The 15,689-nt window shown below is 55.3% G+C and carries 17 protein-coding genes; 6 read left to right on the top strand and 11 right to left on the bottom strand.

Annotated features, from left to right (window positions below; all coding sequences use genetic code 11):
- Positions 1-128: 128 nt before the first annotated feature.
- Positions 129-1,001, top strand: a complete 873-nt coding sequence (locus R6T97_RS07045; protein ID WP_410348584.1) for an NAD(P)-dependent oxidoreductase — start codon at positions 129-131, stop codon at positions 999-1,001.
- Positions 1,002-1,085: 84 nt separating this feature from the next.
- On the opposite strand, the gene R6T97_RS07040 is transcribed toward R6T97_RS07045, so the two are convergent.
- From R6T97_RS07040 to R6T97_RS07000, 9 genes are all read right to left on the bottom strand, one after another.
- Positions 1,086-1,607: a chemotaxis protein CheD gene (locus R6T97_RS07040; protein ID WP_410348583.1), complete on the bottom strand. Its 522-nt coding sequence runs from the start codon at positions 1,605-1,607 to the stop codon at positions 1,086-1,088.
- Positions 1,604-2,653, bottom strand: coding sequence for a CheB methylesterase domain-containing protein (locus tag R6T97_RS07035; protein ID WP_410348582.1), 1,050 nt, complete (start codon positions 2,651-2,653; stop codon positions 1,604-1,606). Before R6T97_RS07035 ends, R6T97_RS07040 begins: the two co-directional genes overlap by 4 nt.
- A 134-nt stretch (positions 2,654-2,787) precedes the next feature.
- Positions 2,788-3,033, bottom strand: coding sequence for a hypothetical protein (locus R6T97_RS07030; protein ID WP_410348581.1), 246 nt, complete (start codon positions 3,031-3,033; stop codon positions 2,788-2,790).
- A gap of 131 nt (positions 3,034-3,164) precedes the next feature.
- Complete coding sequence (locus R6T97_RS07025; RefSeq protein WP_410348580.1) at positions 3,165-3,551, bottom strand: response regulator; 387 nt, start codon at positions 3,549-3,551, stop codon at positions 3,165-3,167.
- Entirely contained in the window at positions 3,548-4,444 is an 897-nt protein-coding gene (locus R6T97_RS07020) for a CheR family methyltransferase (RefSeq protein ID WP_410348579.1), read from the bottom strand. Before R6T97_RS07020 ends, R6T97_RS07025 begins: the two co-directional genes overlap by 4 nt.
- Entirely contained in the window at positions 4,444-4,911 is a 468-nt protein-coding gene (locus R6T97_RS07015; RefSeq protein ID WP_410348578.1) for a chemotaxis protein CheW, read from the bottom strand. Before R6T97_RS07015 ends, R6T97_RS07020 begins: the two co-directional genes overlap by 1 nt.
- Entirely contained in the window at positions 4,898-6,976 is a 2,079-nt protein-coding gene (locus R6T97_RS07010) for a chemotaxis protein CheA (protein WP_410348577.1), read from the bottom strand. The genes R6T97_RS07015 and R6T97_RS07010 overlap by 14 nt, the downstream gene beginning before the upstream one ends.
- A gap of 3 nt (positions 6,977-6,979) precedes the next feature.
- The gene (locus R6T97_RS07005) at positions 6,980-7,348 is read right to left on the bottom strand and encodes a response regulator (RefSeq protein ID WP_410348576.1); all 369 of its coding nucleotides are present in this window, start codon (positions 7,346-7,348) and stop codon (positions 6,980-6,982) included.
- Positions 7,345-7,632 (bottom strand): STAS domain-containing protein, encoded by a 288-nt coding sequence (locus R6T97_RS07000; protein ID WP_410348575.1) that lies wholly within the window; start codon positions 7,630-7,632, stop codon positions 7,345-7,347. The genes R6T97_RS07005 and R6T97_RS07000 overlap by 4 nt, the downstream gene beginning before the upstream one ends.
- Before the next feature lie 241 nt (positions 7,633-7,873).
- On the opposite strand from R6T97_RS07000, the gene R6T97_RS06995 reads away from it, so the two are divergent.
- Together R6T97_RS06995 and R6T97_RS06990 are read left to right on the top strand one after the other, a co-directional pair.
- Positions 7,874-9,850, top strand: a complete 1,977-nt coding sequence (locus R6T97_RS06995; RefSeq protein WP_410348574.1) for a YjbH domain-containing protein — start codon at positions 7,874-7,876, stop codon at positions 9,848-9,850.
- Positions 9,847-10,509, top strand: a complete 663-nt coding sequence (locus tag R6T97_RS06990) for a YjbF family lipoprotein (RefSeq protein ID WP_410348573.1) — start codon at positions 9,847-9,849, stop codon at positions 10,507-10,509. Before R6T97_RS06995 ends, R6T97_RS06990 begins: the two co-directional genes overlap by 4 nt.
- Positions 10,510-10,607: 98 nt before the next feature.
- Here the strand turns inward: R6T97_RS06990 and R6T97_RS06985 are convergent, their stop codons facing one another.
- Positions 10,608-10,790 carry an AMP-binding enzyme gene (locus R6T97_RS06985; protein WP_410348586.1) on the bottom strand — a complete coding sequence of 61 codons (183 nt, stop codon included), beginning with the start codon at positions 10,788-10,790 and terminating at the stop codon, positions 10,608-10,610.
- A 261-nt stretch (positions 10,791-11,051) separates the two neighbouring features.
- On the opposite strand from R6T97_RS06985, the gene R6T97_RS06980 reads away from it, so the two are divergent.
- From R6T97_RS06980 to R6T97_RS06970, 3 genes are all read left to right on the top strand, one after another.
- Positions 11,052-11,681, top strand: coding sequence for a sugar transferase (locus R6T97_RS06980; protein ID WP_410348572.1), 630 nt, complete (start codon positions 11,052-11,054; stop codon positions 11,679-11,681).
- A gap of 95 nt (positions 11,682-11,776) precedes the next feature.
- Complete coding sequence (locus R6T97_RS06975) at positions 11,777-12,034, top strand: hypothetical protein (protein WP_410348571.1); 258 nt, start codon at positions 11,777-11,779, stop codon at positions 12,032-12,034.
- Positions 12,035-12,036: 2 nt separating this feature from the next.
- Positions 12,037-13,641 carry a hypothetical protein gene (locus R6T97_RS06970; protein WP_410348570.1) on the top strand — a complete coding sequence of 535 codons (1,605 nt, stop codon included), beginning with the start codon at positions 12,037-12,039 and terminating at the stop codon, positions 13,639-13,641.
- 26 nt (positions 13,642-13,667) lie between these two features.
- On the opposite strand, the gene R6T97_RS06965 is transcribed toward R6T97_RS06970, so the two are convergent.
- Complete coding sequence (locus tag R6T97_RS06965; protein WP_410348569.1) at positions 13,668-15,641, bottom strand: GumC family protein; 1,974 nt, start codon at positions 15,639-15,641, stop codon at positions 13,668-13,670.
- Positions 15,642-15,689 lie beyond the last annotated feature (48 nt).

Below are 15,689 nucleotides of genomic sequence, written 5' to 3'. Positions count from 1 at the left end.
TTGCGCATATTGCCAAAACGGGTGACGTATCGGATACGGAAATCGGCAATGCATTGAATGCCTACACTGTCCCTTGGGAGATTGTGGACTAAGATGGCGTACAAATGATGGAAAAAAGGACAGTTACGATGACAAAACTTGCGTTCTTGGGGCTTGGGGTGATGGGGTACCCCATGGCGGGGCATCTGCAGGCGGCAGGCTACGATGTGACGGTCTATAACCGGACAACGGCGAAGGCCGAAAAATGGGTCACCCAGCATGGTGGCAAAATGGCGAAAACCCCGCATGCCGCAGCACAAGGCGCTTCACTTGTCATGGCCTGCGTTGGGAATGACGATGATTTGCGCACGGTCTGCTTGGGCGAAGACGGTGCATTTTCGGCGATGTCGGCGGGTTCCATCTTTGTGGACCACACAACCGTTTCGGCAGCGGTCACACGTGAGTTGCATGACCTTGCCGCCGAGAAGGGGATTGCGTTTGTAGATGCTCCGGTATCCGGCGGTCAGGCTGGTGCCGAGAATGGTGCCTTGTCCATCATGTGTGGCGGTGCCGAAGATAGTTATGCGACCGCAGAAGCGGTGATCACAGCCTATGCGAAACTCTGCCGCCGGATTGGAGAGAGCGGGGCAGGGCAGATGACCAAGATGTGCAACCAGATCGCCATTGCCGGTTTGGTGCAGGGTCTTTCAGAGGCTCTTCATTTCGCGCAAAAGGCAGGCCTTGATGGGGAAGCCGTTGTCGAAGTGATCAGCCAGGGAGCTGCTGGAAGCTGGCAGATGTCAAATCGCTATCAAACGATGCTTGCTGATGAATGGGAACATGGCTTTGCAGTTGACTGGATGCGCAAGGATCTTGGCATCTGCCTGGATACGGCGGATGAAAACGGGGCGAGCCTTCCGGTGACGGCATTGGTCGATCAGTTCTACAAGGATGTGCAAAAGCTAGGCGGCGGGCGCTGGGATACGTCCTCGCTGCTCAAGCGGCTGCAGGCCTTGGGTTAGAAGATAGACACAGAGCGCCGGCCAAGACGGGCGGCGCAATGCAGTGACGGGACGAGGCATGGCGCCGTCCCGTCAATTGGTACTTTAGAACAGGGTAATATCCTGTGACGCCGGGGGGATTTTCTTTTCTGGAGGAAGATCCAGTGGAATTCCGGCAATCTGCAATTGCCGCGCAGCACCCGTCGCCGGCGTGAATTGGACCCGGCGGGCCTGCTGCCCCCCAAGGCTGCGGGACACACAAGGAATGCCTTCCTGCTGGAGGAAATTTTCGGCAAAATCCGCGTTCGACTGACCGATATCGCGCGCATGTGAAGTCATGCGTGCGCCACCAAACAGCTTCGCCAGAAGCCTGTGACGCTCTGCGCCGACCTGCAAAAGTCTGTTGATCAAAAGTTCCATCGCGTTGACGCCATAGCGCAGGTCATTGCTGCGCGGTTCGGCGCTTTGCGCGAGCAAGAAATGGTTCATTCCCCCAACATTTGCGGTGGGATCGTAAAGACAAACCGCAACGCATGAACCCAGAACCGTCGACATCACAAGATCACGTTCGCCTGACACTGCATAGTCACCCTGCACAATCGTGAGCGTTCTGACAGACACTTTCATGTGCACCCCTTCATCAGACAGGATTTGAGCAGGGCCGGTCCGATTTGCTCTATTGAGAGTTGTACACAAACGCCGCCCATTTCCATGGCAACCCGTGGCATGCCGTAGACAACGCTGGTTCGGGGATCCTGAGCGATTGTATGCGCCCCCGCCGCACGCAATCGTGTCAACCCGGCAGCGCCATCTTTGCCCATGCCAGTCAAAAGTGCAGCACTCGTTTGCGCGGCAAAGGGTAGTGCCGATTTAAACAACGCATCAACCGACGGTCGATGCCCCGTGACCGCTGCATCACGCTGCAACGCAATATGCGGCTTATCTTGCGGTGCCAGCATCAGATGCGCCTGATCGTTCGGCGCAAGGTAGATGTAGCCACGTTCGAGTGGCATACCATTTTCGGCCGCACGGACGGTGGCGGGACTGGCCGCGTTAAGCAATCTTATCAGGCTTTTTGAAAACCGTCCGCCGGTGTGTTGCACAATCAGCGTCGGCGGGCTGTGCTGATCAAAATGCTGTGTAACTGTCATCAGCGCATCGATCCCACCCGTAGATGAACCGATCAAGATTAGACGATCATGTTCAAGGGGGGGATGTTCAACGAACGTTTGTTGGTTGGTGTGCACGGAGCGAACCGTCAATTTTACATGTTGGATGGATTTTTTGACTTCGTTGTTGAGCGCCTGTTCCGGAACGATCAGGATACCCCGAAACAAAGGGTGTGAGTAGGCTGCACGGACGTCATTTGAAACAATAACGCAGGCGATATTCAAGATACCAAAGAGCGATGCAAGAAGTTCAAACTCGGCCCTGTTTGCCATTGCTTCGTCAATCACAACGCAATCGGGCATCTGATGCTCCGCAAGGTGGTACGTATCGGTAAGCGTAGAGGCCTGCAAGATGTCTATACCTGCAGCGAGTGTTGCGACCTGATGTCTCCAACGCGCAAGCAAGAGCGTAGACTGGTGTGCAATGAGAATCTTTATGTCATGTCCAAATAAAGCTGCCAACAGACACAGAACGTTCCAGCGGGACACAGCCATGACCGTCATGCCGACAACGGGACGGTGCAATTGTGATGCTGTCGCTCAAACTGAAATCACCACAAGATTGACAGGTGCCTCAATCACGATTGGGTATGTCGATCCTAGACCAAAACGTTGTCTTGCGGGGTTCGGGGACAGGATCAAAACAGCTCTATCTTCTGGCTAGAGAATGGAGTCCCTTCTTGTCTGGGCGAAGGATCGTCAGAGGCAATCGCATCACGGAGTTCTTGTATCTTCATTGGTTGGAAAATATCGGCGCAAACCAAAGTCGCAGAGGCAGGTGTCGCATCTGCCATCCTGTCCAACAGTGCTGCGATGTCATCGGTGGCCTGTTTGAGGAAATCGAGCGCCTGAAGACCCTCTGCTGCATCAGCAAGATCATTCAATCGGCCGTTGCAATCCAGTATCTGACGCTCGAGGTCCAAGACCTTGAGCCCCAATTGACTAACGCAGCCTCCGGTCCGACGCAGGGTATCTGCCAGCCGCACCTGTCCATCTGGAGTATGGCAAGGTGCAATCACAACGGGCCCACAACACTCTCAATGCAGTGCTTCATACTTGCTGTTGTGAAAGGTTTCTTGATGATATTGTTCAGGCCGAGCGCCTTTCCTTTGCTGACAAGATCAGGCGTAGGGTTGCCGGTGACCAGGATAAAACCAATCCGTGCAGTCGTTCGGTTCTGGCGCAATGCCTGTAGCAACTGCAGCCCGTCCATCCCCGGCATGTTGTAATCTGAAAGAACAAGGTGAACCGGATCATTCACTAGTTTGGTATAGGCAGTGCGCCCATCGTTTTCGGCTTGGTTTTTCCAAATACCCATTGCCTCGATCGACTGGACCAATAGCCCGCGACTGACGCCCATGTCGTCAACAATCATTATCCGTAAGGAGTCCTTCAAGCTCAATTTTTGTCTCCTTTATCCTGATCATTTCGGATTGGTTGTTTCTGGTAGCTTGTGATGCCGACACTTTTGAATGCAGATTCGGCTGGACCGTTGAGGCGCTCCGAATGACCAATCATAAGATAACCTTCATTCGATAGCGCGCCCGCCAATCGTTGCCACAAGCGTGCCTGCGTGGTTTTATCAAAATAGATCGCGGCGTTCCGGCAGAAAATGACATCAAATTTGCGCTTCATTGGCCAGTCGGCAATCAGGTTCAATTCCCCAAAAGAAATCATCGACTTGAGGGTATCATCGAAACGGATTTGACCGTTCTCCACGACTGCACTTTTTGATAGGGTTCGACGCCATTTCTCGGGGATCATTGCGATTTGCTCGGATGGGTAGGTCCCGCTGCGCGCTATCTTTATCACATGTGGATCGATATCTGTTGCGAGAACCTTGATATCCAGCTTGCGAAGGTCCGGCTCTGACGACAGTAAAGTCGCTGCGATTGAATACGCTTCCTGACCGGTCGAACATGCCGCCGACCATATCCGTAAAGGAGATCCGGCTTTTGCCTTGGATAGGATTTCTGGCACGATCTTTTGCTGAAGATACTCGAAGTGATGCGCCTCGCGAAAAAAATGCGTCACGTTGGTGGTCAGCGCAGATAGAAGATGCGTTTGCTCCTCATCGCCTTTGGTCTGATTGAGTAACTCACAATATTCCTGGAAACTGCCAAGGTTCAGTGCGCGCAGTCTTTTTGCCAAGCGGGAATGAACCAGTGCTTTCTTTGATGGTTGTAGAAAAAGGCCATACCGCGCATTGGCCAGATCCGAAATCATACGAAAATCGCGTTCTGAAAACGTGAAATCATGGGCTGCACCCAGATACTCAGAAGATATGTTTGCCATTATGCGGCCGTGTCCAAAGTCGCGGGCAATAAGGCATCAAGGCTGATGATCTTGATCATGTCATCGCCAGCGGGAATGATGCCCTCGACCGCGCGTGTTGCTGCATCTTCTTCTGTCTTGGGAGTTTCGCGAACCATGTCTGCACTTACCCCGAGGATCTCGGAAACGGATTCGACAAGGAGGCCGATAATACGTTCCTCAATCGCGGTTATGATGATGACATGCCTTTCGGTAGGTACGATGGCGCTGAAACCAAGCTTGGCGGCCAGGTCGAGTATCGGTATGACTGCCCCACGCAAGTTGATCACGCCAAGAACATAGGGCGGTGAATGCGGCAGCAGTGTTGCCGGAGACCAGCGCCGAATTTCCCGTATCTGAGTGATTTCGATACAGAAATTTTGTGCCCCGGCAACGAGTGTCACATACTCGATCTGTTTTTCGGTCTTTGGATCATCATGTTGCTGCATGTGCGACCTCTCCGCTCAACTTTGTGGGTGCGTTCATTTGTAAGGCTGGTGATGCCGCAATCGCGTCAGGATCAATGATCAGCGCGATTTTACCGTCACCGAGGATCGTGGCACCCGAAATACCTGATATTTCGCCATAGGTAGCTTGCATGCTCTTAACTACCACCTGTCGCTGATCGAGTATGTCATCGACAGCCAAGGCACATTGGTTAATCGACTCTGTCTGAATGAGCAGCAGGACGCGATCGGTCAGTGCGATTGCACTTGATTGCATCCCAAGTCTGGCTGCCAGATCAATGATCGGCACGTATTCACCGCGAATACGAAGCAATTCGTGACTTAGCCCAATCTTCGCAATATCTGTTGAAGAAGGGCGGATCGTCTCCAGAATACTTGTGATGGGCATGACCATTGTTTGTCCACCCACCTGGATGATCATTCCGTCCATCACGGCGAGTGTCAGTGGCAGTGTAATCGAGAACGTCGTTCCTACACCGGCTGCGCTACTAATCGCGATGCGCCCGCCCAGCGTGGAAATTGCCGTTTTGACAACATCCATTCCAACGCCCCGACCGGACAGATTTGTCACCACGGTTGCAGTCGAAAACCCGGGCGCAAAGAGCAAGTGATCGATTTCCTGGTCGCTGAGCACGACATCTTCTGAAATTAGGCCTTTGCTTTGCGCAATCTCTTTGATGCGGTTACGGTCAAGCCCCGCTCCATCATCAATAATTTCGATGACGATGCTGCCGGATCGCTGGCTTGCCGTCAGGCGAAGCGTTCCAACTGGTGGTTTGTTCCCTGCCATACGGGCCTCGGGAGTTTCAATCCCATGATCAATTGCGTTCCTGATCATATGCGTCAGCGGGTCGGCAAGGCGTTCGACAACGATTTTGTCAACTTCCGTGCTTTCCCCTTCGGTTACCAGATGAACTTCTTTGCCAGTCCCCTCCGCGGCCTCGCGCGCGATACGCAGCATGCGCTGAAACAGTGGTTTGACCGGCTGGGCGCGGATTGCCATCACCCCTTCCTGAATTTCGCGCGCAAGAAGTTTGTAATCATCTAGATCACCATGCAACTCGGCGCTATTCGGCAATGATGCTTCGTCGATTCTCTGGGAAATCACGGATTGATTGATGATTAATTCGCCAACTGCATTTATCAGCCGGTCAACCCGTTCAGGATCAACACGCAAAGTGCTTGTGGGCTTCTTTGTTGGTTTATCTGCCTTGTTTGCTGCGGTCGTTGAATTGCCCGCGTCGGGGGCCGGGATGATCGCTGCGATAGCGTCAGGGACCGGAGCGTTCAGTGGTACGTTGTCATCGGCAAACGGGGACAAGTCTTGGAATTCTGCGGTAATGCGGAGATCGCAGAGCTCCTCTGCGAATTGGAATACCTCACGGATGGCAATGTCATTTTGCTGGTTTGCGACTTTTACCTGCCAAGCCAGGTAGCCTTCATTACAATCAAATGTTTCAAAGCTGTCGGGCAGCCCAGCGGTTCCCGCAGTGATTTCACAGTCACCAAGTTCCTTCAACGCTGCAATGAACAAAGCCGGATCATTGCCCGTCGCATAAAACTGTTTATCCGGTTGAAACTGGACAAGAAATGTTTTGGCGCTCTCTGGCCCGTCAAAGGACAGGGTCAGCGCCTCGAACACAAATTCCTTTTCAACCAAGTCTTCCGCGCGAAGAAAGGCCTGTAGCTCTGTCACAACTGGATCAACCTGTTCGCGGTCAGCGGGCAGATCATCCCTTGCTGCGTCAACTAGATCGGCCAGTATATCGCCTGCGCGCTGCAAGACACGCAGCAGTGTGTCGTCAGCTATCAGATTGTTACCGCGGACTTCATCCAGCACCGTTTCGAAGGTATGCGCGAAACCCACCAGATCTTCGAGTGAAAATGCCCCCGCCGCACCCTTGATCGAGTGGACGGAGCGGAACACCGCGTTGACCGTCTCAGTGTCCGCGCGTCCTTCGCGCATGTCTTTCAAACCGTCAGACAAGGCCACCAGAAGGTCTTCGCATTCTTCAAAAAAGGCATCAAGGATCGCGGTATCAGTCATCAGTCAGCTTCCCGTGAGCCGTCGGACGACGGACACCAAAGCGTCGTCATCGAAGGGTTTGACAATCCAGCCTGTCGCTCCCGCCTTGCGGGCACGTTCCTTGAGGGCGGCACCGCTTTCCGTTGTCAATACGAGGACCGGAACAGCACGGTTCACGTTTCCTTGCCGGATGTCGCCAATAACGCCAAATCCATCCTTCTTGGGCATGTTGACATCTGTGATGACCAGATCTGCATCGGCGTCCTGGAATTTTGCAATGCCATCAACACCATCAGTGGCCGTTGTTACAGCAAAACCAGCCCTTTCAAGCGTGACTGTCAGCAGTGTGCGGATTGTGCGGGAATCGTCGATTGCCAGGATATGGGCGCTCATGCAGACACCTGACCGGGTGCACGCAGTTCGGAAAGTCCGAGCAGTGCCAAGCCCTGCACAAAGCCATTGGATGGATTCACGAAAGTGACCTTGAGTGCGTTGGCGCTCCAACATCTGCATGCCATCGCGAGCATTTGCGCGGTCAGCCCGCTCAACCTTTCGACGGCACTGCATTCAATCGCGAGGTGTTTGTCGGATGCGCTGGCGAGGAATGCATGAAAACGCTGACAGTCCTCAATCTTCATGGTTGGGGAGAGTGCAAAGCGTGCGGTGACGTCATCCATTGGCAGGCCCATTCTTATTACTGGAAGAAACGGTTCAGAAACAGCTTCGGAAACCGGTATGACCGCTACCAGCTTAATTTCGCGTAAATGGGGAACAGATTTTTTAAGGCCTAAACGGGCCGCCAATCTGCCGCTGCGAAATCCTAAATCTCGGTAATGCACTCGACATTCGACCAAGACCTTGGGTAGGTTCGCCCAACAGACTGAGGAACAGCAGCCTAAAAAGGGTGGAAACCACCGCATGACAAGACGTATTCAGGGCATCGCCTTAACATTTCTGCTCTCTGCCAACATGGCGTCCGGAGTTTTTGCAGAGGGTATCGGGGGGCTTTCTCAGGCAATTGATACACCACGTGCGGTCAGTGGTGTCGCTGATGATCTGACAATTACTTTTGATTACCGCGCTGACTATCGTGCGCTGTCTTTTGGCCTGCAGCCAAGTGACCGGTTCGAAGTCGGTATCAGTTTTCCGACTTACGACGAGGGTTCGGCCAGTTCGAGCGGAAACGAGTTGAGCTTTGGTCTGCGGTTTCTGGACGAGGGCATCTATCTGCCTGCGTTGACAGTCGGTGTGGTTGGCTTTGGCAGTGATGACCGCGGATCGGGAGAGTACGTCCTTGCAAGCAAAACCATAGGTCCCGTGCAGGCTTCTGTCGGTCTGGGCTGGGGGCGATACGCGCAAGAAATTGCACAGGATCGCGGGCAGGATGACCGGGTTATTCGGACAGATCATTTGTTCGCAGGCGACGCGGAACCCTTTGCAAATATCTTGTGGGATACCGGTTTGAACGGGCTTATCGCGGCAACTGAATATAGTGGTCTTGGCGGCCCCGAAGCCGACGACACTCTTGCAGTAAGCCTGTCTTTTGAGCTGCTTGAAGGCCTGACCGTAACGGGGTTGGTGAACAATCAGGGGGATGGAGGGCTCAGGTTGGTGTTCGCGGCAAATCCGACACGGCCCTTCGTGCAAACGGACATCGGGCGCGGCCCGCACCCTTACGTCGAAAACACGGACGCCCGCGCAGTCCAGCCACCGCAGACAGAAGAGCAGGTCTTTGCGGTTCTCAAAGAGCGGCTTGAAAAGGAAGATATCGCGATCCGACGCTTTTCGATTACTGGCGATACGATTGATGTGACGGCATCGTCCGGCATCGATGCGGTTTATGCGCGGATCGTCGGGCGGGTTGCGCGCGTGCTTTCCGCGGTCGCACCTGCGAACATCACGACGTTCCGTGTGACACAGAACACAGGCGCCTTTGATAGCAATGTTGTGGTGTTGGACAGGGCAGGGCTCGATCAGGCGGTCGGCGCGCCAAACGCGTCAGAACTGGCCTGGGACGCAACGTCATTCGAAGCGAGCCCTTTGCACAGACCGGCGGCGCTGGGCGAAAGGACGTTCCAGCCGAACTTCAGCTACGGTTTTGAACCGACATTCAAGGCGGACTTCATCACTTCGGACACGTTGCAGTTGACAGGCACGTTCAATGCGACCGCGCGTTATACCTTTTCTCCGCAGACCTTTGTCGCGGGCACAATCGGGTATCGTTTCCTGAACCAGTGGACCCAGCAGGATCCTCCGGAAGAGCCGCAGCCGCGCTCTGATTTCACCTCTTATGCGCCTGACGTCCCCTTTTTGGAGTCATTGATCGTCCGGCATCGTTTCCGGATCGCGCCCGCGGTCTACAGCAGGGTTTCTGCGGGCCTGTTCGAAAGGGCCTATGGCGGGGTTAGTGGCGAAATGCTCTGGCGCGATCCCGAGCAGAACTTTGCTTTGGGATTAGAGGCCACATACGTTCAAAAGCGCGCCTATGAAGGGTTGTTCGGCTTTGAAGATGCCGACGCAACAACGCTGATCGGCAGCGTTTATGCCAATATCGGACAGAGTGGTGATTTTGTGATCCTTGATGCGGGCCAACACCTTGCCGGGGATTTCGCGGTTGGGCTGACAGTCGGGCGGAACTATCGCAATGGCTGGCGCATCGCGGCCTCCACCGGTTGGAGCGAGAAACGCGACTCCGCGCTCCAGTTTGGTGCGGAAATTGCAATTCCGCTGTCTTGGACATCTGCCAGTGGCGGAAATGGAACGACAAACTTGTCTGTTGGTGGCCAATCCGGCGATTTCGGATCGCGGGTCAGCGGGACGGGAACGCTCTATGACGAACTGCGTGCGTCCGACAAAAGACGGATCGAAGATGGCTTTGGGGAGTTTTGGAATTGATCAAGGTTGTTTTCTCTGCGGGTCTGATCATGGCCTTGTCCGGTTGTCTGGGAACGCTTGGCCAGATGCGTGACGTTATCCTGAACCCCGATCAAGAGCCTGAAATTGCGGTCCAGAAAGTCAACCGCGCCGCTATTGAGCAGGCGGACCTTGCGGCTGTATTGATACTGAGCCCAAAAATCGGGCTTGGCACTGTCGGGATCGCGATCCAGATGCGGGATGAGCGGATCATCTACAGCACCAACGAGAACCGTGGTGTGACGCTTGATGGCGGGCTGATCTATGCGACATTCGGGCTTGGCACAAACCTGCAGGCGGTCACGACACAAGGTGATGACCCTTTGGTGACCGAAGCCAAGGCAGGAAACTGGCCTGACGAAGTGACCCGCAAATATCATCTGTCCCAGCGCGGCACGTCGTTTGCGCAGATAACGGCAACCTGCCGCAATCAGGTGGGAAGAGCGTTGGAAATTGACGTCGCGAGTGCAAACCGGCGTGTCATTGAAGTTGTCGAAACCTGTATTACCGACGCAGGCGAAGGCTTTAACAACCTGCATTACCTTGATGCCGTGACCGGACGCGTTTGGCGGACAAACCAATGGACAGGGCCGGTGCAAGGTAACATTCAGATTGATGTGATCGAACAGTTCAATCCCTGAACATACCCGGGCGCGATGTCAGTCAACGGTATAGCGGGCGCATAACGTCGTCTTTTGGACCTTGTCCATCGTGTTGCGGGCAATTCCGCCAGCATGACCTACCGTTTGGGGTTCTTGAACTTTGCAAGCTCGGTCGCGACATATGCCTTGGTCGACGCCTCGTTGAGTGGGGCGCGCTCGGGCACCAGTGCCGCAATCACGCTTTTGGCAAAATCAGCATCCGGCACGCCGAAGACAGCACTTTCCAAGATGCGGTCGACACTGTTCGGGACATCTTCAATCTCCTTGGGTTAGATGTTGTAGCCCCCAGAAATAATCTGTTTGGTTCTAACGCCAAAGCTGCGGTTTTGCGCAACGAGATGACCCGTCTCATATCACCTTTTAGGGCGGGATCGTCACGCTACGCCTCCAGCCCGTCTCTGGGCCGTTAAGGTGACATTAACCCATAGCGTTCAAGGTCAGGAATCAGAACCGACGGATTGTCGGTTCATTGATTTGGGAAGTTACGGCCGTTGCTTGATGTTAAAAAAGACACCCTTACGATGAAGCAAACGCATCTGGCGTTTGGTCAGGGTGCCGCAGTTGCAAGACCTGTCATTGGTTCCAAGCGGTTCTTTGATATCGGGCTTTCGATTTTGCTACTGCCTCTTTTTGCGATTGTCGCCATTGCGTTGGTGGTTCTCAACCCGTTCTTCAATCGCGGCCCGTTGATGTACTACCAGCGCCGAATGGGGCTGGGGGGACAGCCTTTTCAGGCTTGGAAATTCCGCACGATGATGCCGGCAAAGGCCATTGTGCGCGGTGCTTATGATGGGTTGGAGGAAGACCGGATTGCGCATATGGGGCGGATTTTGCGCAAGGCACGGATTGATGAACTGCCGCAGATTATCAATGTCCTGCGCGGTGAAATGAGCCTGATCGGCCCGCGCCCCGACCTTTACGAGCATGCCTGTATCTACATGAAGACCGTCCCGGGGTATTCGGCCCGTCACCAGATCATGCCGGGTATCAGCGGGTATGCACAAACACAAGTAGGCTATGTCGATGGCGAGGAAGGTGTCCAGCGCAAGGTGGCGGCGGATCTTTATTATATCGGACATGCAAACCTCCGGCTGGATTTATGGATATTATGGCGCACGCTTTGCGTGATTGCCGCAAGAGAAGGCCGCTAGCGAGGGGGTGTTGCGCTGATTACCGGACGCAGGCCAAAGACGTTGGCAATTTCCGGCTCTTAGGATTGGGGATCATTCCAAACCGGAGACCAAGAATGCCTGATCCTTTTGACACTGACTATGTAAACCTGACCTCGCCAGCGGTTGCCCATTACATCATCAATCCGTCTGATGCAGTTGATTTGCCGGTGCGACCACGTGCTGTTTTTGTAAATGCAGCAGGCACGGCCGTGTTGCAGGACAACGACGGAGAGGCGGTCAGCTACAACCTGACTGCTGGTGCTGTCCTTTCCATCCGTCCGACCCGCGTTCTGGCCACGGGGACAACGGCGCAATTGGTTGCGTGGTATTAAGTATGATTGGAATTGAACTTTCACCCGGCGCGGGGCCGGGCACCGCGCCCGAACCGCGCCCTCTGGCGGCATTTTTTGCGCATGGCGGGGGCCGGTTCGTGGCCCTTGCCGCTGGGCTTGACGGTGGTTTGACGGTCTGGACCGAAATGGGGCCGCATCACGCTGCCCGCCTGCGCCTTGATCGGCAGAATTCCGGCAGGCGTCTGTCATGGCGCGAAACTCAAGTCATGGAGTTGCGCAATGTCTACCCTGTTAGTGCGATGACCCTGACGGGGAGTTGGTCCCAGTTGCAGACCTCCGGGTCCGGGCGCGCGGCCAGCTATACCGGAAATCGCGCAATCAGTACGGGATCGACAGGCGCCAGTGCAACGGTGCAGGTTGATCGTGACCAGCCATATGATCTCTGGATCAATTATACAGGCCGGACGAGCGGTGGGTACGTGAAGGTCGAGATCGACGGTGCGCAGGCTTTGGTCAATGAAATCAGCGACCCCGCAGGATTGGGGTTCAAGGCGTTCTCCAGCCATGCCGCGACTGATCTGACACGTCGTCAAACCATCAAGGTCGCCAGTGGCTTGTCCGGCCAGCACGCGGTTCGCCTGAGCTTCGGCGGGGCCGCTTTTCCCGGTGGAGCCGCGATCATGGTCGAGGCGGTGACGATAACAGGCTCATTGGCCGATCCGCATATCCTGCCACCGTTATGGCGCCCGGATACGGCCTATCAAATGGGCGATGAAGTCCAGTTTGGGGGGATGTATTACGCGGCCCGTGCAAATGGCGCCAGCGGGATTGCGGGGCCAAGTCACATGAGCGGAATTGCGTCGGATGGTGCGCTGGACTGGCGCGCCGATGATCGTCCGACCTATCCCGAATTCACCGTCATCGATTATGCCTCTGAACGCGAGTATGCGGTCCGGCTTGAAGTGGGCGGCGACGTGGTCGAAGTCGGGGGGCAGACCCACGGACATGACGCTTTGGTGTCGCAGACGATCTTGGTTGATGGCGTGCCATGGTTGCCTGAAACCGCCGGAAACGGATTGACGGTTGGGGCGCAGATTGGCGTGGTCGAAACGACCACATGGCAAACCGCCGGAAGCGGACCGCTCGCAACCTGTCGGACCAGTCGCAGCATCAGCGCCGGGACGATCCACCATACCATGCAGGTTGATGTGACCGCGGCTTCCATGGATGTGAAGTGGCTTTATTTCGGGATGTTGCCCTTTGTCCGCTGGGATGGTGAAAGCGCGACGACTGTGGTTGATACGCTGACTGCGGAAGATGACGCAGTGCTAACGATTGCTGATTATGCCGGTCAAATTGATGATCAGATTAATTTCCCGACGGCCCAACGGCTTGGCTTGGCGGGAACGACAGCCCAGACAGATTTTGTCTATGGTCATGAAGCAGGTGCCTTGCCTGTTCCGGGTAACCGGCTGGATCAATGCGATGCGTTTGTTCTGCCGAATGTCGATGGCAGCCAGCCAAGTGGTTCAACTGACTGGCTGGCGAAAGCCTATATCAGTGCCAGAACGCAAGACGGGCTGACCTTGCAGAGCGGTGATATTGTGCATTTTTTCAATCGGCATGTACTGTCGGTGCCAGCCTGAAACGAGGGGCTGCTGTCTGCGGCCCCTCAGATCGCCTGTGCGGCCCCGATCACGTTGATGCAGGGATCATCGGAGAGTTTGCGCATCTTCCTGATGTTGATGTGCGACAAGGTCAGACCTGTGGCGGGACGGTCGATGTCCTCCAGTGCCGCTAGCCCGCGTTGCACCACATCCAGCGGTGTTTTGGACCACCGCACGGCATATATGATCGCGTCGGATTGACGTGCAATCAAACGCGTTCTGGGCGCATGCAGGACAGGGGGGGCATCTATGATGATATGATCATAGGCGATCCGCAGGGTTTTCAAAAGCGTCGCGAATTGATCAAGCAAGAGGGCCTCGTTTTGCTCTCCACTTGCGGGCATTACCAAAACCGCCGCGCCGAGTGTCGGGCTTTGTGCATCGCATTGTCCGCTGGACCAGCTTTCTTGTGCAAGCTCAAAGACGTTTTGACCTATCACGGACCGCAGCAATAGGGTGTTGTCATCGGCACCCACCAGAATAACACGCTTGCCCGCCGCCGCGAGGCTATGCGCCAGCAGGATCGCATTTTGTGTTTTGCCTTCGGATTGAATACTGGACGTTGCCAACAAAACCTGCGCCGGTTGCCCGCGTGTCATCAGCGCATAAGCAGCGTGCATGCTCGTCAGCGCCTGCGACAGGTCGGACCCGGGAGCGAGCGGAAACGTCCGCTGCCCCTTTTGCAAACGCCGCAGTGCACGGGATGAAAATTGCACCAACACCGGCAGTCCGGTTGCGTCGCGCAGGCTGGATCCATCGACGATCCCTTTATGCATCTGGTGCAGGATCGACACCAGCATCACGCCAAGCGCCACCCCCAACATCGCCGCGATTGTCAGCAATTGGATTTTGTGTGGCCCGATGTATGTGCCGTCGGCGGCAGGTGCGATCCGCTGCGCATTTGGCGTGCCGAGCCCTTGCTGCAAACGGTTTTCGTGCAATCGGTCCAGAAACGTTTGATAAAGCTGGCGGGTCGCGTCTGCTTGAAGCTGCAACTGGTGAAGCTGGGCCAATCCGGCGGATTGGGCAGACAATTGCGCGCTTAGGCGGCCTTTCAGCGCGGCGACTTCGCCAATTCTGGCACGCATTTGTGTCATTTCGGCCGTGTTGCGGGCTGTGCCGCCTTGGGGGGCGCGTTCCAACACGGCCAGCATGCTGTGCGCTTCGATCAGGTCCTGGTCCGCGGCAAGAATCTGGGTGCTGAGCGTATCAAGACTGCTTTCTTCCTGCACCTGTGCTGTGGCGATCAGTGCAGCAATCTGCATTCTTTCGGTTTCTAGTTGCTTGCGCAGGTTGTCGACGCGGGCTTGCAACCACCCCTCAGCCTCCGTCCGGGCTTGCATTTCAAGTGTTTCGAGATGTGTCAGATAGAGCGCTGCAGTCGTGTTCGCCAATAAGGCTGCCTTGGGGCCGTTGCCGCTGCTTGCAGTGATCTTGAGGATGTAGGTATCGGGTTGCCTTGCGACCGTGAGTGTGCGGCGCAGGTTCTCGACCGTTTTCTGAAGCACTGCCGGTTCGTCCCGCCCCTGCTCGGAAGTCCCGGCAAGAAAATGCCTGATCTGTGTGCGAAGCGTGCGCAAGGCTAGCGGTCTCTGCGGTGCAAGGTATCTGTTGAACTCTGGGTCCGACAGCAGGTCCAGTTCCGTGATGACAGTGGTCAACACTTTGTCTGAAGTGGCCAGCGCAACCTTGGTGTTCAGTGTTGCGTCACCAATGACAGGTTGCTGACGCGCATCGCCCAACGCCCCGTTGGGTGTATCCAGTTGCAGGGTCGCCATCGCCGCATATTGCGGGGGCACGATGCGGAAGGTGTAGTATCCCGCCAACGCGATCATCACGATAGTCGTACAGACGATCAGCCATTTACCATGCCAGACAACCCTTAACATCGCGAAGATATCAAGCGGGGGGATCTTTTCGACCCCGTCTATTCTGACATCCTGCGGGCGGTGCCCGCCTGTCGTGTTGCGTGTTGTCATCTGAAACCGAGCTCCGGTGGTTCTGGTCCTTCACAGCCAAGACACCAC

Origin of the sequence: Yoonia sp. (assembly GCF_046498525.1) — a bacterium.
Classification (GTDB): domain Bacteria; phylum Pseudomonadota; class Alphaproteobacteria; order Rhodobacterales; family Rhodobacteraceae; genus Yoonia.
This window is presented reverse-complemented; position numbering and strand designations above follow the sequence as displayed.